Source organism: Streptomyces sp. 2-1 (genome assembly GCF_048564895.1).
GTDB classification, from domain to species: Bacteria; Actinomycetota; Actinomycetes; order Streptomycetales; family Streptomycetaceae; genus Streptomyces; species Streptomyces phaeochromogenes.
The window spans coordinates 11,192,502-11,217,188 of record NZ_CP183383.1 but is presented as its reverse complement, the minus strand read 5'-3'; the positions used below and the strand labels follow the sequence as shown (position 1 = coordinate 11,217,188).

At 69.1% G+C, this 24,687-nt stretch carries 21 protein-coding genes; 13 read left to right on the top strand and 8 right to left on the bottom strand.

Features of this window, described 5'->3' with window-relative positions:
* The first annotated feature begins 36 nt into the window (after positions 1 to 36).
* On the top strand, positions 37 to 546 hold the full coding sequence (locus tag ACN20J_RS48885) for a MarR family winged helix-turn-helix transcriptional regulator (RefSeq protein WP_189845011.1): 510 nt from the start codon (positions 37 to 39) through the stop codon (positions 544 to 546).
* Positions 547 to 984: 438 nt separating this feature from the next.
* Here ACN20J_RS48885 and ACN20J_RS48880 read toward each other — a convergent pair whose 3' ends face one another.
* Positions 985 to 1,491, bottom strand: a complete 507-nt coding sequence (locus ACN20J_RS48880; protein WP_189844983.1) for a MarR family winged helix-turn-helix transcriptional regulator — start codon at positions 1,489 to 1,491, stop codon at positions 985 to 987.
* Between the two features lie 102 nt (positions 1,492 to 1,593).
* On the opposite strand from ACN20J_RS48880, the gene ACN20J_RS48875 reads away from it, so the two are divergent.
* A complete protein-coding gene (locus ACN20J_RS48875) occupies positions 1,594 to 2,733 on the top strand; it encodes an ABC transporter substrate-binding protein (protein WP_259334148.1) in 1,140 nt (379 codons plus the stop codon).
* Between the two features lie 315 nt (positions 2,734 to 3,048).
* Complete coding sequence (locus ACN20J_RS48870) at positions 3,049 to 4,332, top strand: MFS transporter (RefSeq protein ID WP_419668679.1); 1,284 nt, start codon at positions 3,049 to 3,051, stop codon at positions 4,330 to 4,332.
* 190 nt (positions 4,333 to 4,522) lie between these two features.
* On the opposite strand, the gene ACN20J_RS48865 is transcribed toward ACN20J_RS48870, so the two are convergent.
* Positions 4,523 to 5,488 (bottom strand): LysR family transcriptional regulator, encoded by a 966-nt coding sequence (locus tag ACN20J_RS48865; protein WP_419668678.1) that lies wholly within the window; start codon positions 5,486 to 5,488, stop codon positions 4,523 to 4,525.
* A 121-nt stretch (positions 5,489 to 5,609) separates the two neighbouring features.
* Between ACN20J_RS48865 and ACN20J_RS48860 the strand changes: the two genes are divergently transcribed.
* The 7 genes from ACN20J_RS48860 (at position 5,610) to ACN20J_RS48830 (ending at position 12,755) form a co-directional block, all read left to right on the top strand.
* The gene (locus ACN20J_RS48860) at positions 5,610 to 6,587 is read left to right on the top strand and encodes a fumarylacetoacetate hydrolase family protein (protein ID WP_419668677.1); all 978 of its coding nucleotides are present in this window, start codon (positions 5,610 to 5,612) and stop codon (positions 6,585 to 6,587) included.
* Positions 6,584 to 7,555 (top strand): cyclase family protein, encoded by a 972-nt coding sequence (locus tag ACN20J_RS48855; protein WP_361901465.1) that lies wholly within the window; start codon positions 6,584 to 6,586, stop codon positions 7,553 to 7,555. Before ACN20J_RS48860 ends, ACN20J_RS48855 begins: the two co-directional genes overlap by 4 nt.
* Positions 7,556 to 7,761: 206 nt before the next feature.
* Entirely contained in the window at positions 7,762 to 8,925 is a 1,164-nt protein-coding gene (locus ACN20J_RS48850) for an FAD-dependent oxidoreductase (RefSeq protein ID WP_190231803.1), read from the top strand.
* Complete coding sequence (locus ACN20J_RS48845; protein ID WP_419668676.1) at positions 8,922 to 9,947, top strand: amidohydrolase family protein; 1,026 nt, start codon at positions 8,922 to 8,924, stop codon at positions 9,945 to 9,947. Before ACN20J_RS48850 ends, ACN20J_RS48845 begins: the two co-directional genes overlap by 4 nt.
* A gap of 9 nt (positions 9,948 to 9,956) precedes the next feature.
* Positions 9,957 to 10,895, top strand: coding sequence for a VOC family protein (locus ACN20J_RS48840; RefSeq protein WP_189844977.1), 939 nt, complete (start codon positions 9,957 to 9,959; stop codon positions 10,893 to 10,895).
* A gap of 142 nt (positions 10,896 to 11,037) precedes the next feature.
* On the top strand, positions 11,038 to 12,009 hold the full coding sequence (locus ACN20J_RS48835; RefSeq protein WP_189844976.1) for a fumarylacetoacetate hydrolase family protein: 972 nt from the start codon (positions 11,038 to 11,040) through the stop codon (positions 12,007 to 12,009).
* Positions 12,006 to 12,755: an SDR family oxidoreductase gene (locus ACN20J_RS48830; RefSeq protein WP_190231801.1), complete on the top strand. Its 750-nt coding sequence runs from the start codon at positions 12,006 to 12,008 to the stop codon at positions 12,753 to 12,755. The genes ACN20J_RS48835 and ACN20J_RS48830 overlap by 4 nt, the downstream gene beginning before the upstream one ends.
* Before the next feature lie 106 nt (positions 12,756 to 12,861).
* On the opposite strand, the gene ACN20J_RS48825 is transcribed toward ACN20J_RS48830, so the two are convergent.
* Positions 12,862 to 13,776, bottom strand: a complete 915-nt coding sequence (locus ACN20J_RS48825) for a LysR substrate-binding domain-containing protein (protein ID WP_419668675.1) — start codon at positions 13,774 to 13,776, stop codon at positions 12,862 to 12,864.
* 106 nt (positions 13,777 to 13,882) lie between these two features.
* Here ACN20J_RS48825 and ACN20J_RS48820 point away from each other — a divergent pair, with 106 nt between their 5' ends.
* Both ACN20J_RS48820 and ACN20J_RS48815 read left to right on the top strand, forming a co-directional pair.
* Positions 13,883 to 14,728 carry an oxidoreductase gene (locus ACN20J_RS48820; protein WP_189844973.1) on the top strand — a complete coding sequence of 282 codons (846 nt, stop codon included), beginning with the start codon at positions 13,883 to 13,885 and terminating at the stop codon, positions 14,726 to 14,728.
* Positions 14,729 to 15,100: 372 nt separating this feature from the next.
* Positions 15,101 to 16,378 carry a prolyl oligopeptidase family serine peptidase gene (locus tag ACN20J_RS48815; protein WP_419668674.1) on the top strand — a complete coding sequence of 426 codons (1,278 nt, stop codon included), beginning with the start codon at positions 15,101 to 15,103 and terminating at the stop codon, positions 16,376 to 16,378.
* 163 nt (positions 16,379 to 16,541) lie between these two features.
* Here the strand turns inward: ACN20J_RS48815 and ACN20J_RS48810 are convergent, their stop codons facing one another.
* From ACN20J_RS48810 to ACN20J_RS48795, 4 genes are all read right to left on the bottom strand, one after another.
* Positions 16,542 to 18,002: a GH1 family beta-glucosidase gene (locus tag ACN20J_RS48810; protein ID WP_190231797.1), complete on the bottom strand. Its 1,461-nt coding sequence runs from the start codon at positions 18,000 to 18,002 to the stop codon at positions 16,542 to 16,544.
* A 91-nt stretch (positions 18,003 to 18,093) separates the two neighbouring features.
* Positions 18,094 to 19,035: a carbohydrate ABC transporter permease gene (locus ACN20J_RS48805; RefSeq protein ID WP_190231796.1), complete on the bottom strand. Its 942-nt coding sequence runs from the start codon at positions 19,033 to 19,035 to the stop codon at positions 18,094 to 18,096.
* A 13-nt stretch (positions 19,036 to 19,048) separates the two neighbouring features.
* Positions 19,049 to 20,044 (bottom strand): carbohydrate ABC transporter permease, encoded by a 996-nt coding sequence (locus ACN20J_RS48800; RefSeq protein WP_189844969.1) that lies wholly within the window; start codon positions 20,042 to 20,044, stop codon positions 19,049 to 19,051.
* Between the two features lie 110 nt (positions 20,045 to 20,154).
* Positions 20,155 to 21,468 carry an extracellular solute-binding protein gene (locus ACN20J_RS48795; protein WP_419668673.1) on the bottom strand — a complete coding sequence of 438 codons (1,314 nt, stop codon included), beginning with the start codon at positions 21,466 to 21,468 and terminating at the stop codon, positions 20,155 to 20,157.
* 285 nt (positions 21,469 to 21,753) lie between these two features.
* Between ACN20J_RS48795 and ACN20J_RS48790 the strand changes: the two genes are divergently transcribed.
* On the top strand, positions 21,754 to 22,770 hold the full coding sequence (locus ACN20J_RS48790) for a LacI family DNA-binding transcriptional regulator (protein ID WP_189844967.1): 1,017 nt from the start codon (positions 21,754 to 21,756) through the stop codon (positions 22,768 to 22,770).
* A gap of 212 nt (positions 22,771 to 22,982) precedes the next feature.
* Here ACN20J_RS48790 and ACN20J_RS48785 read toward each other — a convergent pair whose 3' ends face one another.
* Complete coding sequence (locus ACN20J_RS48785) at positions 22,983 to 24,590, bottom strand: helix-turn-helix domain-containing protein (protein WP_419668672.1); 1,608 nt, start codon at positions 24,588 to 24,590, stop codon at positions 22,983 to 22,985.
* Positions 24,591 to 24,687: the final 97 nt, after the last annotated feature.

The following is a 24,687-nucleotide window of genomic DNA, read 5'->3' as shown; positions in this document are numbered from 1 at the left end:
AACTACTTCCGGGCAACCCCGTACCCTGGAGCCGTGATGGAGGACCAAGCGCACCCGACGGACTCGACGGCCGGACCGGACCACGAGCAGCGGTGGGCCGAGCTGGCCGATCTCGTGCTGATCATCAGCCGGGAGGTCCAGTTCCGCGGATACGCCGACGAGAGAGCCATCCCCCTCTCACCGTCCGAGGGCATGGTGATGCGCTACCTGCAGCGCGAGCCCGACGCCCCGCCCAGTCGCATCGCCGACGCGACCGGACTGCAACGAACCAACCTCTCCACCGTCCTGGGCGGGCTGGAACGCAAGGGCCTTGTCGAGCGACGTGCCGACCCGGGCGACGGCCGCGGAGTCACCGTCCGCGCCACCGAACTCGGACGCACCAACTACGCCCTCGTCCGCCGGGAATGGGCCACGGCCGTCTCCGACGCCGCCGGCTACGACACCGAACACCTCGACGCCGCTCTCGCCCTGCTCACCGCCGTGGAGACCGGACTGACCAGGACTCGACCACGGAACCGCGCCACCCGTCCGGCAACAGGAACCTGACCGGCCGCGCGCATGCGAGTGAGGCCGGCGCAGCCGGCAGGCACCGACACCCACCCGCTCCGGGCGTGGCGCCGAGTCCGTGCCACTCGCCGTCGTTGCCGCAACTCGTCGGACGAGCGCGCGCATCTCCTTCAGGACGATTCCGTCGGGGTGAAACCGTTCGAAGCCGAAACCCATATGTTTGCGCAGCCCGGGAACCGGCCGCGCCGGCAGCCCAGTCGCCGGTGCTCTCGCAGGCCGCTATCGCGACCTTCCCCCAACACCGGCAGGGCAACGTGCCCGTGATCCGCTGTCAGGTCCGCATGGCACTCACACCGGTCCGCTCGGCCACCTCCACCGCGGCCCGCTGCGGAGTCGCCACCGCCAGGAGAAGGTGACTACTCGCCTGGTGTCGTCATCCGCGCCCGCAACAACGGCCCTCGCCCGACTGACGCCGCCCTACCGTCGACGCCAAGGCAGTGGCTCCTGGTCGTCGCCGCCTTCGTCCATGCGTTGCAGTGCGACGTTGATCGCCTCGCCGATCTCGGCAAGCTGGCCCACCTGCTCACGGGTGAGCGCATCAAAGACCGCGCGGCGTACGGCCTCGACGTGGCCCGGGGCCGCACGCTCCAGGAGCTCGAGCCCCTGCGGAGTGAGGGCGGCGAGCTGGTTGCGGCGGTTGCCGGGGTCCTCCTGACGGACGACGTAGCCGGCCTCCTGGAGGCGGGTCACGGCATGGGTCAGCCGGCTGCGGGTGACCTTCAGTCGCTCAGCCAGCTCGGACATGGTCAGCGTGCGACCCGGAGCCGTGGAGAGGTGGGCCAGCAGGCTGTAGTCCGCATGCGTCATCCCCGCGTCCCTGCGGAGCTGTCGGTTGAGATGGTCGGCCAGGAGCGTGGAGAAGTCGATGTAGGCCAGCCAGGCCCGCTGCTCCTCGCTGTCGAGCCAGCGTGGCGAAGTGGTCATGGTCACACCCTATTCATTTGCGATTGAAGTTTCAAACGAATTAGCGTGACTCTCATCGAAACGTTTGAGAGTTCAAACGTATGGAGTGAAGGGTAGGACCTCGTGAAGATCAGCAAGAAGCAGTCGCTCGGCGCCGCTGCCGTGGTCGTGGCCCTGACCCTGGGGGCCGTTTCCACGACCGCCATGGCCAATGCCCCCGCGCACCACCACGCGCCCGTGAGCGAGCAGGCCCAGCTTCATGCCCTCTACCGGCAGGCCAAGGCCCAGGGCGGCAAGGTCACCGTCTACATGGGCGGCGACGCTCCCGGCCAGTGGGACAACCTGGCCACCGCGTTCCAGCAGCAGTTCCCGGACGTGAAGCTCAACCTGGTCACCGACCTGAGCAAGTACCACGACGCCCGGATCGACAACCAGCTCGCCACCGGCAGCCTCGTCGCCGACGCCGCCATCCTCCAGACCGCCCAGGACTTCGACCGCTGGAAGAAGCAGGGCGACCTGCTCCGGTACAAGCCGGTGGGCTGGGACAAGGTCTTCGCCAATGCCAAGGACAAGGACGGTTACTACACCGGCGTCTTCTACGGCGCGTTCTCCTACGTCGTCAACAGCAAGCAACTCCCGGCGAACCCGGGCGACTTCAAGGGCACCGACCTGCTCAAGCCCGCGTACAAGAACAAGCTGGTCCTGACCTACCCCAATGACGACGACGCCGTGCTGTTCGGTTACAAGCAGCTCGTCGACAAGTACGGGTGGAACTACCTGGCCCAGCTGGTCAAGCAGAACCCCAAGCTGGTCCGCGGTGTGCCCGGATCCGCCTCCGGAGTGGCGAGCGGCGACTACCTCGCCTCGATCGCCGTCGGCGGCGACGCCCGCCCCAACGGCACCCAGGTCTTCTCCGACACCGAGCGCTTCAACTCCTGGGCCCAGCGCGGCGCCATCTTCAAGAACGCCCCGCACAAGGCCGGCGCCAAGCTCTTCATGAGCTGGCTCGACTCCCAGGCCGTGCAGAAGAATGCCATTGCCACCTGGACTTGGTCCGTCCGCAAGGACGTCAGTCCGCCGGCCGGCCTCAGGCTGCTGGCCTCGTACAAGAACACCGACCAGACGGCGTTCGCGAAATTCATGTCTGACCGCGCGTCCGTCGAACGCTTCCGCTCCCAGGTCGAGTTGTACTTCGGCCAGGTCAAGGGCGCCGACCCCGGCGACCCCACGGACACCCTCGGACGCAGCCCCGGAGCCTTCTGACTGCTGCTCGCAGCACCCGGGAGCGGGTCCACCATGACAGCGGCGGCGGACCCGCTCACATCACGTCCACGTGGCGGCCCAGGGCGCGGAGTATTCCAGGGCACGGATGAAGCTCATCCACGGTGTGGATGCACCTGATACGGGATTCGGATCGCGCGGAGGATGGCGGCCGGGCGCCCGACGACCCATAGTCGTGCCAACCCGCACGCCGCCGTCCGGCCCAACCGTCGACGTGCGGCCGCCCCGAGCATGCCGTGCGCCACAGGCGCCCGTGAAACGCATGCCCGCTCCCGTACACCGTCCCCTGGAGTCGCCATGCCTGGTTCCGTGTCCCCGTCCCCCGCAACGGTGGGTGACGCCGCTCCGTCACCTGTCGCCGTGTCGGGCCCGGCCCATGTGCTGCGCGTGACCCTGCTGATGGCGGGGAGCTGTCTGCCGATCCTGGGCGCGGTGCTGATCGCCCCCGTGCTGCCGAAGATGCAGGACTACTTCGAGTCGGTCCCGGGGGCCAAGGCGCTGGTTCCTCTCGCGCTGACCGTTCCCGCGCTGTCGTTGGCGCTGCTGGCCCCGTTCGCCGGGGTGATCGTGGACCGGCTCGGCCGCAAACGTCTGCTGATCGTGGCGACCGTCCTGTACGCACTGTTCGGCACGGCGCCGCTGTGGCTGGACTCGTTGGGCGCCATCATCGCCAGTCGGGCACTGGTCGGCGTCACCGAGGCCGCGATCATGACGTGCTGTACGACGCTGATCGGTGACTACTACTCCGGTCACCAACGTGTGAAGTACCTGGCCCTGCAGACCATGTGCGCCTCGGCATCGGCCACCGTGTTCTTCGTGGTCGGCGGCGCTGTCGGAGCGGCGGGCTGGCGCCTGCCCTTCTGGGCCTACGCCGTGAGCCTGGTACTCGCCCCCCTGATGGCCACCGCTCTGCCCGCCCCTGCGGCCCGCGCGGCCGTCGGCAACGCCCGGGCCGAGACCGAAACGGCCGAGGCCGCGGCCCAACGTCCGTTTCCCTGGCGGCAGATGGCGGGTATCTGTGCCCTCACCTTCTTCGGGGCGATGGTCTTCTACACGGTCCCGGTGGAGATGGCCTACCTGCTCGACGACCTCGGCGTGGAGAACACCGGGGTGATCGGCATGGCCACCGCGACCGCGAGTGCCGCCACCGTGGCCGGTGCCGTCACCTTCGCCCGGATGAAACGCTCCCCCGACCCGATACTGCCGGCCGTTCTCGCGCTCTGTGCGGTCGGTTTCGGAGTGGTGTTCCTGGGGGGCAACGCCCCGCTGCTGGTCGTGGGAGCCGTGATCAACTGTCTGGGTACGGGCATGCTCCTGCCCGCCCTCCTCACCAGTGCCATGTCCCGGCTGGCGTTCGAGGATCGCGGCCGTGGCACGGGTTTGTGGATGGCGGCCTTCTTCGGCGGCGAGTTCGTGTGCCCGCTGGTGTTGCTCGCCCTGGAGTCGGCGGTCGGCAGCCTGGCGAGGGCCGTGGGTGTGCTGGGCCTGGCTGCCGCGGTCCTCGCGGCGGGGCTCTTGACTGCCCGGCACCGCGCCGGTGCCGTGGATGATCCCCGGCCGTTGCCCCAGCAGTTGGCCTGAGGCCACGGAAGCCGAGGGGGGCAGGGTGCCGAAGGCAGTGCCTCTGCCCCCGTCACGCGTGTCGGCATTTGCCGTCGTACCGGACGAGGATGAGGCCGACACGTACAGGCCACACCCTGCCTCCGGCTCCGGCTCCGGCTCCGGCACCGGCACCACTGACCGCCGGCCATCGGCTCCCACCGGGCCGGGCTCAGAGCACGCCCGGCGCCGGCCCGGCTCCCTGTCCCGCCGGTGCGGCCTCGTCCGTGCCGTGGCCCGTCAGCGTCGCGCCCACCTCCGCTGCCTTCCGCCGCAGCCAGATGTGGGCCGCGTCCTGGGCATGCACCGGGTGCCACCACATCGCCTCCTGCACCGGTACGGCCTCGAAGGGGCAGGGCAGGACCCGCACCGCGGCGGAGCGGACCGCCTTGCGCGCCAGGCGCTCCTGGATCATCGCGACCCGGCGGGTCCCCTCGACCATGTGCGGCAGCAGTTGAAAGGTCTGGACGGAAACCTCCACCTGGGGACTGATGCCGAGCATGCTGAGCTGGCGGGCCGCCGGGGCGTCGTAGGGGCGCTGGTAGACGGCCCAGGGGAGGCGGGCCAGCTGATCGAGGGTGAGATCGTCACCGATCTCGGGGTGGTCGTCGGCCACCAGGCACAGCCAGCGGTCCTGGTGGAGGTCGACGGACGGGAAGCCGTCGATGACACCGTGCGGCATCAGCAGTCCGTCGACGGTGCTCAGCACGGTGGCGGTGTTCTCCACAACTGAGGGCGCCGGGTGCTGGAAGGTGAGCCGGATGCCCGGCGCCTCGTGGTGCAGGACGCGAGCGAGCGCGGCACCGAACACGGCCGCGCCGTAGTCGGAGGCCAGCAGAGTGAACTCACGGCTCTCCGCAGCCGGGTCGAAGTCGGCCTGGCTGGAGAAGACGCGCTCCAGCAGGTCGCACGCGGTGGCGCTACGGTCCCGCAGCGCGGTGCCGAGCGGGGTCAGCTCGTAGGAATTGCCCGTCCGGGCGAGCAGTTCGTCGTCGAAATGGCGACGCAACCGGGACAGCGCAGCGCTCATCGCGGGCTGGCTCAGTCCGATGCGCTCACCGGCCCGGGTGACGTTGCGCTCCTCCAGCAGCGCGCGCAGGGCGATCACGAGATTGAGGTCGAGTCGGGACAGGTTCACCAGGCACCACCCATGCAAGCAATAGTCATCCACACCATGGATATGGCGCATCCACAGGATTGATTTCCGTGATTCGCCCAGCGGGGCCAGAGTAGACCGCAACTCCACAGGAGGACATCTCATGGCAACACTCGTGCAATCCACAGGCCCGTTCGCGCTCGGCACGTTCTCGCTTCCGGACGGGGAGCCGTTCCCCGGGCTACTGGTCGAGGACCGGGTGCTGGACCTCGGCACATCCCTGGCCTGGGCGCCTTCCGGCATGCGCGCCGTGCTGGAGCGGTGGGAGGAGACCCTGCCCGTCCTGCACACCCTCGCGAACGAAGGCGCCCTGGAGTGGCGCCCGCTGGACGGTCTGCGTGTGCACGCCCCCGTCGAGCCGCGTCAGATCTTCCAGTCCGGCGCCAACTACCGCCAGCACGTGATCGACCTGGAGGTCGCCCATCGCTCCCCCGACGACCCGCGCACGGTCGAGGAGGCACGCGCGGAGATCGCGGCGGTCATGGACCGGCGGGCCGCCGAGGACCTGCCGTACGTGTTCATCGGTCTGCCCAGCACCATCGCCGGCCCGTACGACGATGTCGTACTCCCCTCCTGGGCGCAGAAGCCGGACTGGGAGCTGGAGTTGGCGGCCGTCATCGCCAAGCCCGCCCACCGGGTGTCCGTCGAGGACGCGCTCGAGTACGTCGCCGGCTACACCATCGCCAACGACCTCACCGACCGCGCCACGGTCTTCCGCCGCGACATGCCCGCCATCGGCACCGACTGGCTGCGCAGCAAGAACGCCCCCGGCTTCACCCCGCTCGGGCCCTGGATCGTCCCCACCGAGTCCATCGCCGACCCCGGTGACCTGCGGGTCACTCTGAAGCTGAACGGCGACACCATGCAGGACGAGTCCACCAAGGACATGCTCTTCGGCGTCGCGCGGCTGGTGTCGTACATCTCCCAGACCTGCCGGCTCCTGCCCGGCGACCTGGTGCTGACCGGCAGCCCGGCCGGCAACGGCATCCACTGGGGGCGGCTGCTGCGCGACGGCGACGTCATGGAGGGTTCCATCACCGGTCTCGGTACGCAACGCACGCGTTGTGTGGAGGAGTCATGAGCCTGGACCGCCACGACCCGGAAGGCGCCATCGCCGAGGCCGCCAAGGCGTACTCCAACTGGGGACGCTGGGGCGAGGACGACGTGCTCGGCACTCTGAACTACCTCGACGAGGCCAAGCGGCGCGAAGGCGCGGCACTCGTGCGCCGGGGCGTCAGCTTCTCGCTCTCGCAGTCCTTCGACATGAACGGCCCACAGAAGGGCTGGCGCCGGCGGACCAATCCCGTGCACACCATGCTCGACACAGGTACCGACGCAGCCCTCGGCAACCAGGGCTTCCCACACGGAATCGGCGGCGCCGACGACGTGATCACGATGCCGTTGCAGTGCTCCACCCAGTGGGACGGTCTCGGGCACATCTTCGACCACGGCAAGGCGTGGAACGGACGGGCCGCCGAGAAGGTTGTCACCTCCGACGGCGACCTGGTCACCGGCATCGAGCACATGGCCCCGTACGTGGCCGGTCGCGGAGTGCTGCTGGACGTCGCCCGGGTCATCGGTGACGACGACGGTGAACCGGAGCTGCCGGACGGTTTCGCGATCACCGCGGGACACCTGACCGCGACGGCCGAGGCCCACGGCGTGAGCGTCGGCCGCGGCGACATCGTCCTGGTCCGCACCGGACACCTCGCCCGTGCACGGCGCGACGGCTGGGGCGACTACGCGGGCGGCCCAGCGCCCGGCCTGTCGTTCACCACAGCCGACTGGCTGCACGGCAGCGAGATCGCCGCGATCGCCACCGACACCTGGGGCTTCGAGGTCCGGCCGAACGAGTTCGAGCACGCCTTCCAGCCGCTGCACCAGATCGCCATCCCCAACATGGGCCTGCTGATCGGCGAGATGTGGGACCTGGACGCCCTCGCCGCGGACTGCGCGGCCGACGGCGTGTACGAGTTCTGGCTCACCGCCGCGCCCCTGCTCATCACCGGAGCCGTCGGCTCCCCGGTCAATCCCATCGCGGTGAAGTAGCCCGCACAGTCACCGAGTCCCGCTCCGAGCGGCCCCGCCGAAGTCCGGCGCGGTAGCCGGCGCCCCGAAGAGGCGCGGGGAACCGCGCGACCAGCCACAGACAGCCCGCAGCATTCGCGCCGCACTCTCAGCGGAGCGCTCGGCGGGCGAGAGCCGCACCCCGCCGCCCGAAGCCGCGCGGCCCACTCCCTGGAGGTATCCCCGACATGGCTGACAGCCTGCCCCTCCCCCAGCCTCCGGCTGGGGGGATCCCCACCGTCCTGGTCATCGGCGGAGGCACCTCCGGAAACGCGCTGACCATCCTGCTGCGCCGGGCCGGGATCACCGTCGACCTCGTCGAGGCGAGCCCCGACTGGAAGGCCTCCGCCGGCTCCGGCATCACCCTTCAGGGCAACGCCCTGCGCGTGCTGCGCGAGGTCGGAGTCCTCGAAGGCATCGAGAACGACGGATACGCCGCCGACGGCGTCGCCATCCTCGCCCCCGACGGCACCGTGCTGCACGCCCACGAGGAACTCCGCACCGGCGGCGACGACCTGCCCGCCCACATCGGTATGCAACGGCCCAGGCTCCAACAGCTCCTCATCGACCAGGTGCGCACCTCGGGCGCCGACGTCCGCCTCGGCACCACGACCACCGCCTTCCAGCAGGACCACGAGGGCGTGGACGTCACCTTCTCGGACGGCACCAACCGCCGCTACGACCTGGTGGTCGGCGCCGACGGGCTCAACTCCACCACCCGCTCCATGATCGGCATCACCGACAGACCCGAACCCACCGGCATGGGCATCTGGCGCGCCCCCGCCCCCCGCCCGGCCGGTGTCCGCCGCACCGAAATGATCTACGGCGGCCGCTGTTTCATCGCCGGGTACTGCCCGACCAGCGAGGACACGGTCTACACCTACCTCGTCGAACCGGCCCGCGACCGGGCCTCGCTGAACCCGGACGCGTACGCCGACGAGATGCGGGCGCTCAGCGAGGGCTACGGCGGCGCCTGGGAGGAGCTCCGCTCCGCGTTCACCGACCCGAAGGCCGTCAACTACACCTGGTTCGACCGGCACCTGGTGGAGGGCCCGTGGCACCGCGGCCGGGTCGTGCTCGTCGGCGACGCCGCCCACGCCTGCCCGCCCACCTTCGCCCAGGGCGCCGCGATGTCCCTGGAAGACGTCCTGGTCCTCGCCGAACTGCTGACCGGCCGGGACGCCTGGGACGAGAAGCTCCTCACCGACTACCACGCCCGACGACTGCCCCGCGTACGCATGGTCGTAGACGCCTCCGTCCAGCTCGGCCAGTGGCTCCTCGACGGGGTGCGCGACGCGGACGTACCCGGACTGATGGCCCGTACCCTCAGCGCGCTCAAGGAACTCCCGTGACCGAGCCCCTGTCGATACCGACGATCGACGTCCACGCCCACCTGCTGCTCCCGGAGGTCGAGGAGGCCGTCGCCGGTCAGCCCGGCCTCCTCGAAGCCCAGGGCCTGGACGCCCGCCGCAACGGGACGGCTGCCCTCTCCGTGAACCGTCCCATGGTGGGCGCGCGGTTGCCGAAGCTGACGGACGTCTCCGTGCGTCTGGCGGCCATGGACGAGGCCGGCGTGGACCTGCAGCTCGTGAGCCCCTCACCGAGCCACTATCACTACTGGGCCGAGTCCCGACTGGCCGAGCAGGTCTGTCAGTTGGCCAACGAGGGGACCGCCGCGCACTGCGCCAAGGCCCCGGACCGACTGCACGGCCTCGGCCTGATCCCCCTCCAGCACCCCGAGCTCGCCGTCGCGCTGCTCGACCACGCACTGGACCAGGGGCTGAGGGGCGTGGAGATCTCCTCACACGCGCCGGGCCCGGGCGGGACACGGGAGGTGGAACTCTCCGACCCGCGGCTCACCCCCTTCTGGGCGCGCGCCGAGGAGACCGGCGCCCTGGTCTTCCTGCACCCGTTCGGCTGCACACTCGACGAGCGCCTGGACCAGTGGTACCTGTCCAACACGGTCGGCCAGCCCACCGAGAACGCGGTCGCCCTCTCCCATCTCATCTTCTCCGGCGTCCTGGACCGCCATCCGGGCCTGAAGCTGATCGCGGCGCACGGCGGCGGTTACCTCCCCACTCACATCGGCCGCTCCGACCACGCCTGGCGAGCCCGCCCCGACGCCCGGGGCTGTGCCCGTGAGCCGAGCAGCTACCTGAAGCGGCTGTACTTCGACTCCCTCGTCCACGACCCCCACGTGCTGCGGGAGTTGGTCCGCGCCGCCGGTCCGGGACGGGTCCTGCTCGGCTCCGACTTCCCCTTCGACATGGGCACCGACGACCCGCTCGGCGCGCTGCGCGCCGCGGACCTGCCCGACCACGACTTCCGTTCCGTCCGCGGCGGAAACGCCGCCGCCCTGCTCAACCTCGACTGAGGAGGCCCCATGAGCAACCGACTGCTCACCCATCTGCGGCACGTCGACCTCGCCGTGCCCGACTACGACAAGCAGCTCGACTTCTACGCCGGCGTCTGGGGCCTGACCAAGGTCGCCGAGGACTCCGGCATCTCCTTCCTCGCCGCCGAGGGCAGCCCCGAACAGTACGTCGTCCGGCTGCGCAAGGCCGACGCCAAGCGCCTCGACCTGGTCTCCTACGGCGCGGACAGCCCGGCAGATGTCGACACCCTGGCCGATCAACTTCTGTCCCAGGGCGTCCAGTTGGTCTCGCAGCCTGGCAAGGTGGACACCCCCGGCGGCGGTTACGGCTTCCGTTTCTTCGACGTCGACGGACGCACCATCGAGGTCTCCGCCGATGTCGAGGCGCGACAGCACCGCCGGATCGAGGAGAAGGAGTCGATCCCGGTCCGTCTGTCGCACGTGGTGCTCAACTCCCCCGACCTGAACAAGACGCGTGAGTGGTACGAGCGCCACCTCGGCTTCCGCCTGTCCGACACGCTGAGTTCGCCGCACATGGGCGAGGTCATGCACTTCATGCGGATCAGCAGCCGGCACCACTCGATGGCCATCGCCCAGGGCCCGCACACCGCCCTGCACCACGTCTCGTTCGAGATGCGCGGTCTGGACGAGTACATGCGCGGCTCCGGCCGGGTGATGCGCGCCGGTTTCCAGAAGGTCTGGGGCCCGGGCCGGCACATGGCGGGCGACAACACCTTCACGTACTTCCTGGACCCGCACGGCAACACGGTCGAGTACACCACCGAGCTGGAGGAGCTGGACGAGGACACCTGGCACCCCCACGTCTACGACTTCTCCAAGCCCGAGGTCACCGACCAGTGGGGCACAGCGAACCCGATGAACGAGCTGGTCGCCAAGGAGTCGTTCAACGACGTCGATCGCGGCGTGTTCGTCGCCCCGCCGGTCTGAGCGCCCGGACGGCTGCCCATCCGACCGGCAAGCTTCCCCGATCACCGGGGGCGCGGCGTTCCCCTGTCATGCCCTGACCGCCCGCCGCGTCCCCGGCTTCCGTGCCACGCCTCCACGCCTCCACGCCGACAGGTGCCCTCCCATGCGTCTCGCCACGTACGAACACCACAACCAACATCAGGTGGCCGTCGTCCACGAGGACGGCAATCTCCGCCCACTGCCCGGTGTGCACTCCCTGACGGGACTCCTCGCCGAGGGTGGCGGCCTGCCCGAGTTGCTCGACGCGGACCCCGCGCTGCTCTCCGTCCCGGCCGGTCCCCACGTGTCCGAGGTGCGTCTGCTGCCGCCGCTCCAGCCACCCACCGTGCGCGACTTCGTCACCTTCGAGGAGCACGTCGAGGGCGTCCGGCGATCCGTGGACGGCACCGCCGGTGTCCCGGAGCAGTGGTACGCGGCCCCGACGTTCTACTTCGGCAATCCCTACGCCGTGTACGGCCCGCACGACGACATCCCCATGCCGCCGGGGTCGAGCGTGCTCGACTTCGAGCTCGAGGTCGCCGCCGTGATCGGCAAGGAGGGTCGCGACCTCACCCCCGAGCAGGCCCGCGACCACATCGTCGGCTATACGGTCTTCAACGACTGGTCGGCCCGCGACCTGCAGTCCGCCGAGATGAAGGTCGGCCTCGGCCCCTGCAAGGGCAAGGACACCGCCACCACACTGGGGCCTTACCTGGTCACCGCCGACGAGTTGGAGAAGTACCGCGACGCGGACGGTTTCCTGCGTCTGGCGCTGACAGCGGAGATCAACGGCGAGGCGATCGGCGAGGACCTGCTGTCCAACATGAGCTGGACCTTCGAGGAGATGGTCGCCTACGCATCCCGGGGCACCGTCGTCCGGCCCGGGGACGTCCTCGGTTCCGGGACCTGCGGCAACGGCGGCTGCCTCGCCGAGCTGTGGGGCGTACGAGGCAGGCAGGACCCGGTGCCTCTCAAGCCCGGCGACACGGTCACGCTCACCGTCGAGGGCATCGGCACCGTCTCCAACACCGTGGTCCCCGGCCCTGCCCCCCTGCCGGTTCCCGTCGCCCGGCGCCGCCCAAGGGAGCGGCCGTGACCGACCTCCATTCCAAACCGCTGCTCGACAAGGTCGTCGTGGTCACGGGCGCAGCCGGCGGCCAGGGCGCCGCAGAGGCCGAGGCACTGACCCGCGAGGGCGCCCGGGTGATCGCCACGGACGTGGCGGAGGCACCAGGCTGCCGTCGACTCGACGTCACCAGCGAGAAGGACTGGGCTCAGCTCGCCGCCGAACTGCGCGAGGCGTACGGACAGGTGCACGGCCTGGTCAACAACGCGGGTGTCACCTGGCGCGCCAGAATCGACGATGTACGCCCCGAGGACATGGCCCGCGTCCATGCCGTCAACGTCACCGGCCCGCTGCTGGGCATCCAGCACCTGGTGCCGTTGATGCGTGCGGGAGCGTCGATCGTGAACGTCGGTTCCTCGGCAGCGCTGACCGCCCACTACCCTGTCGCGTACACGGCCAGCAAGTGGGCGCTGCGCGGACTGTCGAGGACCGCCGCCATGGAACTGGGGCCCCGTGGCATCCGCGTGAACATCATCCACCCCGGCTTCATCGAGACGGACATGACCGCCTCCGCGGCACCCGCGTTCCGCGAGGCGAACGTTCGCGGAACACCGCTCGGCCGCACCGGAACCGTCGACGAGATCACCCCGCTCGTCACCTTCCTCCTCTCCGACGACGCGTCGTTCATCACCGGCGCCGAGATCCCCGTAGACGGCGGCCTCACCACGCACGGCGGCGCCAAGCCGATCTCGGACGCCCTGCGCATCGACGCCTGAACCAGCGACAGCGCACGAATGACACGTCTGAACGGGGCCGTCCAGGTCCCGGGGTGGCTGCCATGAGTGCAAAGTCGGCAAGATCCACCGCGCTCCGAGCACCTGCTCAACGGGTTGTGGCCCCAACCTCCCGCGCAGCGGCAAGGTAGGCGAGAACCAGCGTCCGTTTGTCGTCCTTGCAGGCGGCCACCGCCAGTTGAGAGGGGGAAATGCCCCGGACCGGCACTGCGATCACCTCGTCCCGGACGACCAGTGGGGCGTTACCGGTGGCCAGCAGAGCCACCCCCTGGCCGCCGGCAACCGCCTCGTGGGTCTCCTCGGCGCTGGCCACCACTCCACCGATCCGTGGCTGTCGACCGTTCCGGGCGTCCAGGGCAAGCCAGTAGTCCCGCAGCGGGCCGGCCTCCGGGGGGAGGGCGAGAAAGGGCTCCTCCAGCAGGTCGGTGAAGTCGACCTTTCCCTCGGGGTCGGACGCGGCCCGCGCCGCCAACGGGTGTCCGTCCGGGAGGGCGACAAGCCGAGGCTCGCGGGCCACCACCGCGTACTGGTAACGGTCATCGTCGGGCAGCGGCAGCCAGACGAAGGCGACGTCGCTCGATCCATCCGCCAACCCGGCCGTGGGATCCGCCCAGTTGACCTGGTGCAGGACGGGCTGCGCGTCCGGATGCCGGGAGATGAGGCGGGTCCGCAGAGCGGGCAGCAGCCCGCGGCCCGGACTGGTGGACATGCCGATCACCAGAGTGCGCCGCTCGACGGTCTTCGCCTCCTCCACCGCCGCCTGGGCGGCCTGCCAGGCGGCCAGCACCGCGCGGGCGTGCGGCAACAGGGCTTCCCCCACCGCGGTCAACCGCACTGTCCGCCGGTCCCGTTCGAACAGGACCACGCCGAGTTGCTTCTCCAGCATCCGTATCTGCTTGCTCAGTGCGGGCTGGGAGACGAACAGCCGCTCGGCGGCGCGAGTGAAGCTCAACTCCTCGGCGACCGAAGTGAAATAGCGCAGATCACGCCCATGGACGTCCATAACTCATGGCTATCACAACGGGTCTTGGACGCCGCCCTGGTGACTGGCGAAGGATCGAGTCCGTCGACAGAAGAACCCCGAACGGCAGTTGACGAGGGAGACGAGGATGAGCGAGAACGCCAAGGTCTGGCTGGTCACCGGCGCGAGCAGCGGTTTCGGGCGGGCCATCGCGGAAGCCGCGGTCGCCGCCGGCGACACGGTGATCGGCACCGCCCGGCGGACCGAGGCGCTGGACGACCTGGTCGCCGCGTACCCGGACCGTGTCGAGGCGATCAGCCTGGATGTCACGGACGGTGAGCGGACCGATGTGGTGGCCGCCGACGTCCTGGCACGCTACGGCAGGGTGGACGTGCTGGTGAACAGCGCCGGCCGCACCCAGGTAGGGGCGTTCGAGGAGACCACCGACCGGGAGCTGCGTGACCTGTTCGAGTTGCACGTGTTCGGCCCTGCGCGGCTGACCCGGGCGCTGCTGCCGCAGATGAGGGAGCGGGGCAGCGGAGCGGTCGTGAACATCAGCAGCTTCGGCGGGCAACTGTCCTTCGCCGGGTTCTCCGCGTACAGCGCGACCAAGGCGGCGCTGGAGCAACTGTCGGAGGGCTTGGCCGACGAGGTGGCGCCGTTCGGCATCAAGGTGCTGATCGTGGAGCCCGGCGCGTTCCGTACCAACCTGTTCGGCAAGGGCGCGGCGTACTTCTCCGAGGAGAAGCCGGCGTACAGGGAGAAGGTCGGCGCGACCCGGCAGATGGTGCAGGGCAGCGGAGGCAGCCAGCCCGGCGACCCGGCGAAGGCCGCGGCGGCGATCCGGCTGGCTCTGGACGCCGAGAAGACCCCGCTCCGCCTTGCCCTCGGCGCGGACGCGGTCGACTTCCTCACCGCACACCTGGACTCCGTGCGGGCCGAACTCACCGAGTGGGAGAAGGTCTCCCGGAGGACGGACTTCGACTCGGAGTGACAGTAGCCCGGTGGTTCGCCATGGGTTCGCCGGGACCGATGAGAAGTCGGGATGGGCCCTCGGGATCATCGACCCAGGTGAATCCGCCACTGCCGCGGGCGGAGCGGTCGACAGACCGGTCGTCGAACGCATTCGACGACTGTCGGGCCGCGTCACCTGAGCGTCGGCCGCCACGGCCTGGAGAAAAGCCCGAGCAGCGCCTGTCCGCCACGCGGCGACGCCGGTAACGTGCCGACGGTACTCACTTTTGTCCTGCTCACGACACGGCCCGCCCTGGTCCTGTACGTGGTGGGCCGTCAACTCTCGGCGGCCGCACCACCGGGTTCGGCACATGGGCCGTGATGAAGCCTGCCGACGACATAAGGAGTCCGCATGGCAACACCGATCAGCCGTCGCACCATTCTGGCGGTCGGCACGGGCGCCGCCGCCGGCCTGTCCCTGCCCGGCGTCACCGCGTATGCCGACGACCGCGCGACCAGCGCAGTGAGATTCACCCTCAACGCCCAGGTGCTCGACGGCGGCGAACAGGTCACCTCGATCACCCTCGACACCGCCCGGCTCGGCCCGATCGACCCGGCCGGCCTGACCACCGCAACCTTCACCGTGCACGCCAAAGCCACCAGCCCGATCCCCATCGCCGACGACGACGCCATCTTCGGCGAGTACGACCTCGACCGCACGGTGACCGCCGTCCGACTCGACCACCACGGCAACATCGTGCTCGACCTGAGCCATGCCGAGGGTCGGACCGGCGGCGGCACCCTCGGTTACATCGAGGGCAAGCGCCGCAACGTCATGCTCGACCTCGTCTACACCATCACTCAGCGCGCCCCGATCGTCTTACGCGATCACCGACCGATCACCATCAGAGAATTCGTGCAGGACCGTCGGCTGTCGGACCCCGAGGTCGACGCGTTCAGCTCCCACGTCTCCGGCTCGGGAATGAAGTACCGGCTGTACTCGCCCACCGGCTCCCACGCCTCCCGACGGAGCAAGCACCCGCTGATCGTCTGGCTGCACGGCGGAGGTGAGGGCGCCTCACTGCCCGACAACTACTACGACAACGAGACCACGCTACGAGCCAACCGCGGCGCACTGGGCTTCGCCACCCCCCAGGCACAGCGCATCTTCGACGGCGCCTACGTCCTCGCCCCGCAAAGCACCTCCGCCTGGATGCAGGACGGCCCCCGCTTCGCGCCCCTCATCCGCGAGATCATCGGCGACGTCACGCGCAGAAACCGCATCGACCACGACCGGATCTACGTCGTCGGCTGCAGCAACGGCGGCTACATGAGCATGAAGATGACCACTGTCTACCCCAACCTGTTCGCAGCTTCCGTGCCGATCTGCGGCGTTGTCACGTCCTCCCCGCCGGGCGGTGCACCGCTGATCCCCGACAGCGAGCTGACAAGGATCAGCACCCCCAGCTGGCTCGTCACCTCCCGAGACGACACCACCGTGGACCCGCAGGCCAACACCGCCCACGCGCACGACCTCATCCCGGGCTCACTGATGACGCTCTACGACCACGTCATCTGGAACGACCACCGGTTCGCCGGCCACTGGTCATGGATCTACGTCGCCCGCAACGACCCCAGCATCAACGGAACGCACATCTGGCAGTGGATGGCCGCCCAGCATCGGCGCTGACAGGAATCCCACGTTCGGATGCAACGCGATCTTCAGCGGCAACCGGTGTCCCGTGTCGGCCTCCCGCGACAGCGCAGAAGGAAAGGGAAGGAGGAACCGCCCGGCAACACCGTTGGACCGTGATCGGCCGATCCGCGGCTGTGCTTCGACGTCACACGCGGGCTCACTGATTCCCACCCTCCCGATCCGGCAACGTGCCGGTGCGGGCCACATCGGCGTACCACCGTGCGCTGGCCTTGGGGATGCGCTTTCCGGTCGGGTAGTCGACGTAGACGGCACCGAAGCGCTTGCTGTAGCCGTAGCCCCATTCGAAGTTGTCCAGCAGGGACCACAGGAAGTAGCCCCGTACGTCGACGCCGGCGACGATCGCCCGCTGCACGGCCGACAGGTGGCCGTGCAGGTAGGCGATGCGGTCAGGGTCGCTCACCTCGCCCTCCGGGTTGACGTAGTCGTCGAACGCGGCCCCGTTCTCGGTGATCATCAAGGGCATCGCGGGGAACTCCGCCTTGAGCCGCATCAGCAGGTCGTACAGACCGCTGGGGTCGACCGCCCAGCCCATCGCGGTGGTGCTGCCCTCAGGGCGGTGGAAGGCGACGCGGTCTGCGCCCGGCCAGGGGCTGTGTTCGCTCGCCCCATGACCGTCGGAGCCATGGCTCGCCTCGCCGGTGGCGGCCGAAACGAGGGTGGGCGTGTAGTAGTTGACGCCCAGGAAGTCGAGCGGCTGGTGGATCGTGGCGAGGTCGCCGTCCTGCACGAAGGACCAGTCGGTCAGACCGGCCGTGTCCTGGAGGAGATCCTGCGGGTACGCGCCCTCCAGCAGAGGGCCGGTGAAGACGCGGTTGGCCAGCGCGTCGATCCGGCGGACCGCGTCCAGGTCCTCGGCGGCCTCGGTCAGCGCTCGGACGTGGTGGATGTTGAGCGTGATGGATGTCCGCGCGCGGGAGGGCAGTTCGGCGCGCAGTGCCTGAACGGCCTTGCCGTGGGCGAGGTTGAGGTGGTGCGCCGCGCGCAGGGCCGCGACCGGGTCGGTGCGTCCGGGGGCGTGGACACCGGAGCCGTATCCGAGGAAGGCACTGCACCAGGGCTCGTTGAGGGTGGTCCAGGTCTTCACCCGGTCCCCCAGTGCACGGGCCGCCAGGGTCGCGTAGTCGGCGAACCGGTCGCTCGTGACGCGCTCCGGCCAGCCGCCCGCGTCCTCCAGTTCCTGCGGCAGGTCCCAGTGGTAGAGCGTGACGACCGGTTCGATGCCCTTCTCCAGCAGGGCATCGGTCAGCGCTCGGTAGAAGTCGAGGCCCTTCTGTACGGCCGGGCCGCGGCCGGTCGGCTGCACCCGCGGCCATGACAGGGAGAACCGGTAGGCGCTCACGCCGAGGTCGGCCATGATCGCGACGTCCTCGCGCCAGCGGTGGTAGTGGTCGGTGGCCACGTCACCGGTGTCGCCGTTGCGCACCCTGCCGGGCGTGTGCGAGTAGGTGTCCCAGATGGAAGGGGTGCGTCCGTCGACGGAGACGGCACCTTCGATCTGGTACGCGGCGGTCGCCGTCCCCCAGGTGAATCCCTGAGGGAATTGGAGGGCGTTGATGGATGCCGGGGCGGGCGCGACACGTCGGGTAACGGTGGTCACGTAAGTCCTTCCAAAGGTACTTCGGGGTGGGAGGGGCGGAGCGGGGTGGCGGGTACCGGAGGGGCGCGGCAGCCGGGGGTCGGCGGGGCGCTCATCCCTTGACCGCTCCCTGCATGATTCCGCCGACGATCTGGCGACCGAAGACGATGAACATGGCGAGCAGGGGGAGCGTGCCGAGCAGGGCCCCCGCCATGATCAGTGACTGGTCGCGTATGTATCCCGCGCTCAGCTGGGTGAGTGCGACGGGCACCGTCGGGTTGGACATGTCGAGGACGATGAACGGCCAGAAGAAGTCGTTCCAGGCGTGCACGAACGTGATCATGAACAGGACGGCCATGGGCGGCCGGGCGATCGGCAGCACGATGCTCCAGAAGATGCGCAGGGAGTGCGCACCGTCCACGCGGCCGGCCTCGACGAGTTCGTCGGGCAGCGCCTCGCTGAGGTACTGCCTCATGAAGAACACCCCGACGGCGCTGACGAGCGTGGGGAAGATGACGGCGGGCAGCTGCTGGCCCCAGCCCAGTTCCGTCATCATCATGAACAGCGGTACGACACCGAGTTGAGGCGGCACCAGCATCGTGCCGATCACGAGCATGAGCAGGATGTTGCGGCCCTTGAAACGGAGTTTCGCGAAGGCGAAGCCGGCCAGGGTGGCGAACAGCACCGTGGACAGGGCGATCACGCCGGCCACGATCAGGCTGTTGAGCATGGCCTTGCCCAGCGCGGCGTCCTGCCAGGCCTTGCCGAGGTTCTCCAGGAGATGGGGTCCCGGCAGGAACGGCGGAGGCGTCTGGGTGACGCGCGTGTTGTCGGTCGACGCCGCCACCATCGTCCAGTAGAGCGGGAAGAGCGAGAACAGCGCCGCGATCCCCAGCAGGATGTAGGCGACGGGACCCGCGTGGTGCTGACGTCCGGCACCCGGGTGCCGGAACAGTTGTCGGCTCCGCCGGCCGGGCGGGGTGTCCTTCCGCGCCTCTTGCGCGGTGCCGTTGCGTGCGTCCGGCGTCTGGACCGGGATGCTGTCAGTGGTCATGGAGATCTCCCGGTCAGCCCTTGCGCGCGATGACACGCGTGACAAGTCGTTGGACGACGAACACCACGATGAGCAGCAGGAACATCGCCCAGGCGACCGTGGCGGCCCGGCCCATCTGATAGTTCTTCCAGCCCTCCTCGTACAGCAGCAGTCCCAGCGTCTGGTACTGGTTGTCCGCTCCCCCGGTGATGCCGTTGGGGCCCTGGCCGAAGATCAGGGGCTCGCCGAAGAGCTGGGTGGCACCGATCGTGGACAGGACGATGGTGAACACGATGGTGGAGCGGATGCCGGGGATGGTGACCGTCAGGAACTGCTGCCACCGCGAGGCGCCGTCGATGGCCGCGGCTTCGTAGCGGTCGCGTGGGATCGCCTGCATCGCCGCGAGGTAGAGCAGGGCGTTGTAGCCGGTCCAGCGCCAGATGACGATCGTTGAAATGGCCGTCTGCGCGGCCCACTTGTTGTTCTCGAAGTCGATGTTGTCGATGCCGACCAGGCTCAGCATCCAGTTGATCATGCCGAAGTCGCGTTCGAAGAGCATCGTGAAGACCAGGGCCGCGGCGCCCACGGACGTGGCGTAGGGCGTCAGGGCGGCCACCCGGAAGAACGTCGAGCCGCGCAGTTGGTAGTTGAGCAGGTGCGCGAGACCGAGCGCCATCAACAGCTGTGGCACGGTCGACAGGACGCCGATGGTGAACGTGTTGAGCAGTGCGTTCCAGAAGCGGTCGTCGTCCCACAGGGCCGTGTAGTTGTCGAAACCGACCCACTCCATGAGGTTCAGGGTGGACAGTTCGACGCGGTGCAGGGAGATCCACGAGGTGTAGACGAGCGGGTAGAAGCTGAAGGCGGCGAAGACGACGAAGAACGGGGCGATGAAGGCGTACGGCGCGCCGCGCACGTCGAGACGGTGCAGCAGCGTGCTGCGCCGCTGGTGCTCCGCGCCGGTGCCGGACCCGGCGGGCGGGGCGGCACCGGGCGTACCGTCTGGGGTTGTCGGGGTGGAGATGGCCACCGGAAGGCGTCCTTCCTGGAGGGTGACGGGGAGGGCAGGGGCCCGGCGGCCCACTTGGGGCCGTGCGTGGGACGCCGGACTGCTGCGGAGGTGGGCGAGGGGGCCCGAGGTCAGCCGGCGGCCTTCTCGATGCGCTTGTCCGTGGTCTTCCATGCCTCGTTCGGGCTCTTGTTCTGCGCCTCGATCAAGGTCAGGCCCTGCGAGAAGATGTCCTTGATGGTGCCGTCCTTGCGGCCGAGCACCTGCTCGTCCGGGATCTCCTTGGCCGCGGCGCTGAAGATCTTCCCGATGGGCGCGCCACTGAAGTAGTCGGACTTGGCGTCCACCACTTCGGGCATCCCCAGCGCGGTCTGCGACGAGGGGAAGTTGCCGATCTCCTTGAAGAGGTAGGCCTGCTGCTCAGGGGCGGTGAGCCAGGCGACGAGCTCCTGCGCCTCCTTCTTCACAGGGCTCTTCTCCATCACGCCGAGGAACGCTCCACCCCAGTTGGCGCCCTTCGGCGCTTTGGCGACGTCCCACTTGCCCTTGTTCTCGGGGCCCGCCTTCTCGCTGATGTGCGCGAGCATCCACGCCGGGCAGACGGTGCTGGCGAAGGTGCTGTTGGCCAGGCCGGGGTCCCAGCCGGGCTGGAACTGGCGGAGCTTGGCGGTCAGATCGGACGTGGCCGCCTCGGAGGCCAGCTTCCACGCGTCCTTCACGACAGGGTTGGTGGCGTAGATGAGCTCGCCGTCCTTGTCGTAGAACTGCTGGGAGTTGCCGTAGATCATGGCGTTGAACAGCCCGCTGGAGCTGTCCATGAAGGCGACCTTGTCGTCCTTCGACTTCTGCTTGAACTCCTTGCCCGCGTCGACGTACTTCGACCAGTCGCCCTCCCACAGCTTGGCGACCTCGTCGCGGTCGGTGGGCAGGCCCGCCTGCTCGAAAAGGTCCTTGCGATAGCAGACCGCCATCGGGCCGATGTCGGTCCCCAGGCCGATGACCTTCTTGTCCGCGGTGGTGACCTGGCTCTGCTTCCACGGCAGGAAGTGATCCGTCCCGGCCACGCCGGCCAGATCGACGAACTTGTCCTTCTGCGTGTCGGACAGTTCCTTGGCCCGACCAATCTCTATGCCCTGGATGTCCTTCAGCCCACTGCCGGCGGCCAAGTGGGTCTGCAGGGCGGTGTAGTAGGTCTGCTCGTCACCCGCGACGTCCGCCTTGATGACGACGTGCGGGTGCTCCTTCATGTACTTGTCGAGCAGGCCGGTCTCCTTGAAGCCCATGACGCCGAACAGCCCCATGGTGATGGTGACCTTGCCGTCCTTCTTGCCCCCACCGGTCCCCCCGCTGTCACTGCTTCCGCAGCCCACGACCAGGCCGAGAGCCGACACAGCCGATATGGCGGCCACGGCTCGTGTACGCAACTTCCTTCGGGCCTTGCCCATTCAGTCCTCCTAGCGGCGGCGCTGACGCACCGGAGTTCGAGCCCTACGGTCCGCTCCGTAGACCCCGATTTGTCCCAGTGGGTACGTTCCCAAATGTCGATGGGAACGTGCCCACTCGGAGGCCCGAAGCGTGGCCGCCGCAAAAGGCTCCTGTCAAGAAGTTGAAGCAACTTCGTTGCCGGAAGATGTCGCACCCTCGCGCCCGGACCCTGCTGACGATCGCGGCGGGTCTGGCACAATGCGCTGGTGGAAGCCGTTCGGGCGCCGCGCAAGCGAGGAGGCGACATGGGGGGCAGCCAACGCCCGACCATCAAGACCGTGGCCGCGCGCGCCGGGGTCGGACGTACCACGGTTTCACGAGTCATCAACGGCTCGGAACTCGTCAGCGACAAGGCCAAGGCCGCCGTGCTCGCCGCCATCGCCGAACTCAACTACGTTCCGAACTCGGTTGCCCGGGGACTCGTGACGAGCCGGACGAACTCCGTGGCCCTGGTGATTCCCGAGTCGGAGAGCAGACTGGGCTCCGAGCCCTATTTCTCGGCGGTCATCCGCGGGGTCAGCACCGCGCTCGCCAAGACCCGGACACAGCTCCAACTGGTCCTCGTACGCGACCAGGCCGAGCGGGACCAGCTCACCGAGTCGGTGGCGGAGCGGCGGGTCGACGGAGTACTCCTGGTCTCGGTGCACGAGCACGACCCGCTGCCCGGTCTGCTGGAAGACATGGGTCTGCCCACGGTGCTCGCCGGGCGCCGCTCCCCCGCCGAGTCACTCAGCCATGTGCACTCCGACAACGCGGGCGGAGCCGCTGCGGCCGTCAGACACCTCCTCGCTCGCGGGCGGCGGACCATCACGACGATCAGCGGCCCCCTCGACATGGACGTGGCGCGCAGCCGGCTCCAGGGGTGGCGCGAGGCCCTTGAGAAAGCGGGCCACGAAGCCACGGAGCACCTCGTGGTCTCGGCCGACTTCACCGAGGAGGGCGGCGAGGCCGCGATGCGTTCACTCCTTGAACAACTCCCCACGCTCGACGCCGTGTTCGTCGCCTCGGACGTCATGGCGGCAGGTGCGCTGGCGGAGCTGCGCAGGCAGGGGCGCAGTGTCCCTGGCGATGTGTCGGTGGTCGGATTCGACGACTCCATCATCGCCCGGCACAGCAACCCGCCCCTCACCAGCGTGCGTCAGCCCATCGAGGAGATCGGCAACACGATCGCCCGCATCCTCCTGGAAGAGATCAGCAATCCAGAAGAGCCGCGTCAGCACGTCGTTCTTCCCACCGAACTCGTGGTGCGCGAATCGTCGTGAACCTGCCGCGCACCGGCCGGATCGGGACCCCACAGAACGCCGACGGCTACGCCGTGTTGCGGAAGTTCTATACGCAGCACGGCCGGTTTCCCCGAGGCCTATTCGAGCTGCCGGGCGCGACCAGACCTGCGCACTCCGAGAGCATGGTCGGCCTCGCGCAGGACATCCTCCAATCGCAGCAGACAGGGGTGCTTTGCAGGACAGCAACGGTGCTACCGGTTGCGCTCAGGCTCGCGCTGCTGGTAATCGCGCGGAGACAGTCCGTGGAAGCGGGAGAAGGCGGCGCTGAACGTGGGTAGGTGGGCGTACCCGATCCGGCGCGCGACGGCGCTGGGCGGCGCGCCCCCGGCGAGCAGGTCGCGAGCGATGCGCATGCGGGCGGCATAGCGCCAGCGCCCTAGTGTCATACCTGTCTCGTCACGGAACGCGCGGTGGATCTCAGCACCGACATCAACCTTGTGCGTCCCGCCAGGCTCGCCGATACGGCGCAAGCACTCCATCGCGACAGCACGCGCGCGCGGATTCGTGGGCATCGGCACCGACAGCGCTCGCTGCGCGGCAACCTGTTCCGCGAACAGGTCGAGGATGCGGCGGGGGTTGTGGTCGTCAGGACGCAGTCCGGACCGGGCGCTGACCGAGCAGAACATCAAGTAGTCGTCCCACGCAGGCGAGAACCGCACATGCAGTGGCACTGTCAGTTGGAGGTCGCCGGTGCTCGCGTTGCCCAGCGGCAGGGAGACGGAGTTCTCGCGGAGGCCGGTGACATGCTCCACTTCTGCGGGGATCCAGGTCGCTACCCCTCGCTCCCGCTCGTAGCGTTGGTCGCCGATGTCCAGGTACCCGCTGCCTCGATACATCCAGCTGAGGACGTGGATGTCGTTGGTGTGCGACGGCGTGCTGGCCGCGGGCAGCATCTCGGGCGCAGCAGGAGTGTCCGTCTTGCGCATCATCCGGATCAGGTCGTCGGTCTGCCGTGCCGCCGCTGCCTGTTGTGTCAGTCCGCCGGCGCCGGGCCGGGCGGAGAGCCCCCGTCCGAACTCGTGGGGGGTCAGTCCGAACCGTCCCTTGAAGGCTCGTGTGAGGCCGTTGCGGCTGGCGAAGCCCACTCGAGCGGCCACCTGGTCCACGTCGTAACCGGCAGCGAGGAACTCCACGGCAGCGCCAAGTCGGCAGAGCAGTCGCCACTGCTCGAACGTGAGCCCGGTGTCGGCGAGGAAGTCACGGCGAAGGGTGCGCGCGCTGGAGAGCACCCGCGCAGCCCATTGCTCGACCGTGAGGTCGAGCGCGGGGTCGCGAATCAGTTCCTCGGCGACTGCCCTGGCGCCGAGGGCTCGCGGCATTGCCGGCGAGGCGAACTCCTCTGAGCTCGGATTTCGCCCGACCCCGACGGGCGTCGGCGAGCGCGAGCCAGGACGCCGAAGGAGCTCCTCGATCGCCTCGGGGGCGTACCCGCGGCCGCTGAAAGGAGTGACCTGCAGGTTGAAGAGCTGGATCAACCAGTCCTGCCAGCCACTGGGAACGTCGAACCGCGTCAGTTCCGACAGCCCCCGAGCACCGACGCCGGCGTGGGGCCACAGCGGGAAGGCGACAGTGCCCGGCTCAGTGATGATCGCCCGCTCTGTCCAGCCATCTGCGGGAATCCAGGCGCCTTCGCCGGCTTTGAGGCGGTGCATCGGCCCGCCGTCGAGGCGCACCTGCGCCACGCCGGTGCGAACCCAGAGCAGCAGCGGTCGAGCGGGCGCATCTGCCGAACCCAACCGCGCGGTCGGAATCGGCGGCGGGTCGCCGGCGATTGCGGCGAACGAGGAGGGGACCACCATCTCCTAACTCTACGGCAGTCTGCGCACACCATCCCAGGTAAGGTTCACCTAACTTTAGCAGTGCGCGCCCTCCCGATGCCGGTGCGCGACTCCCGCC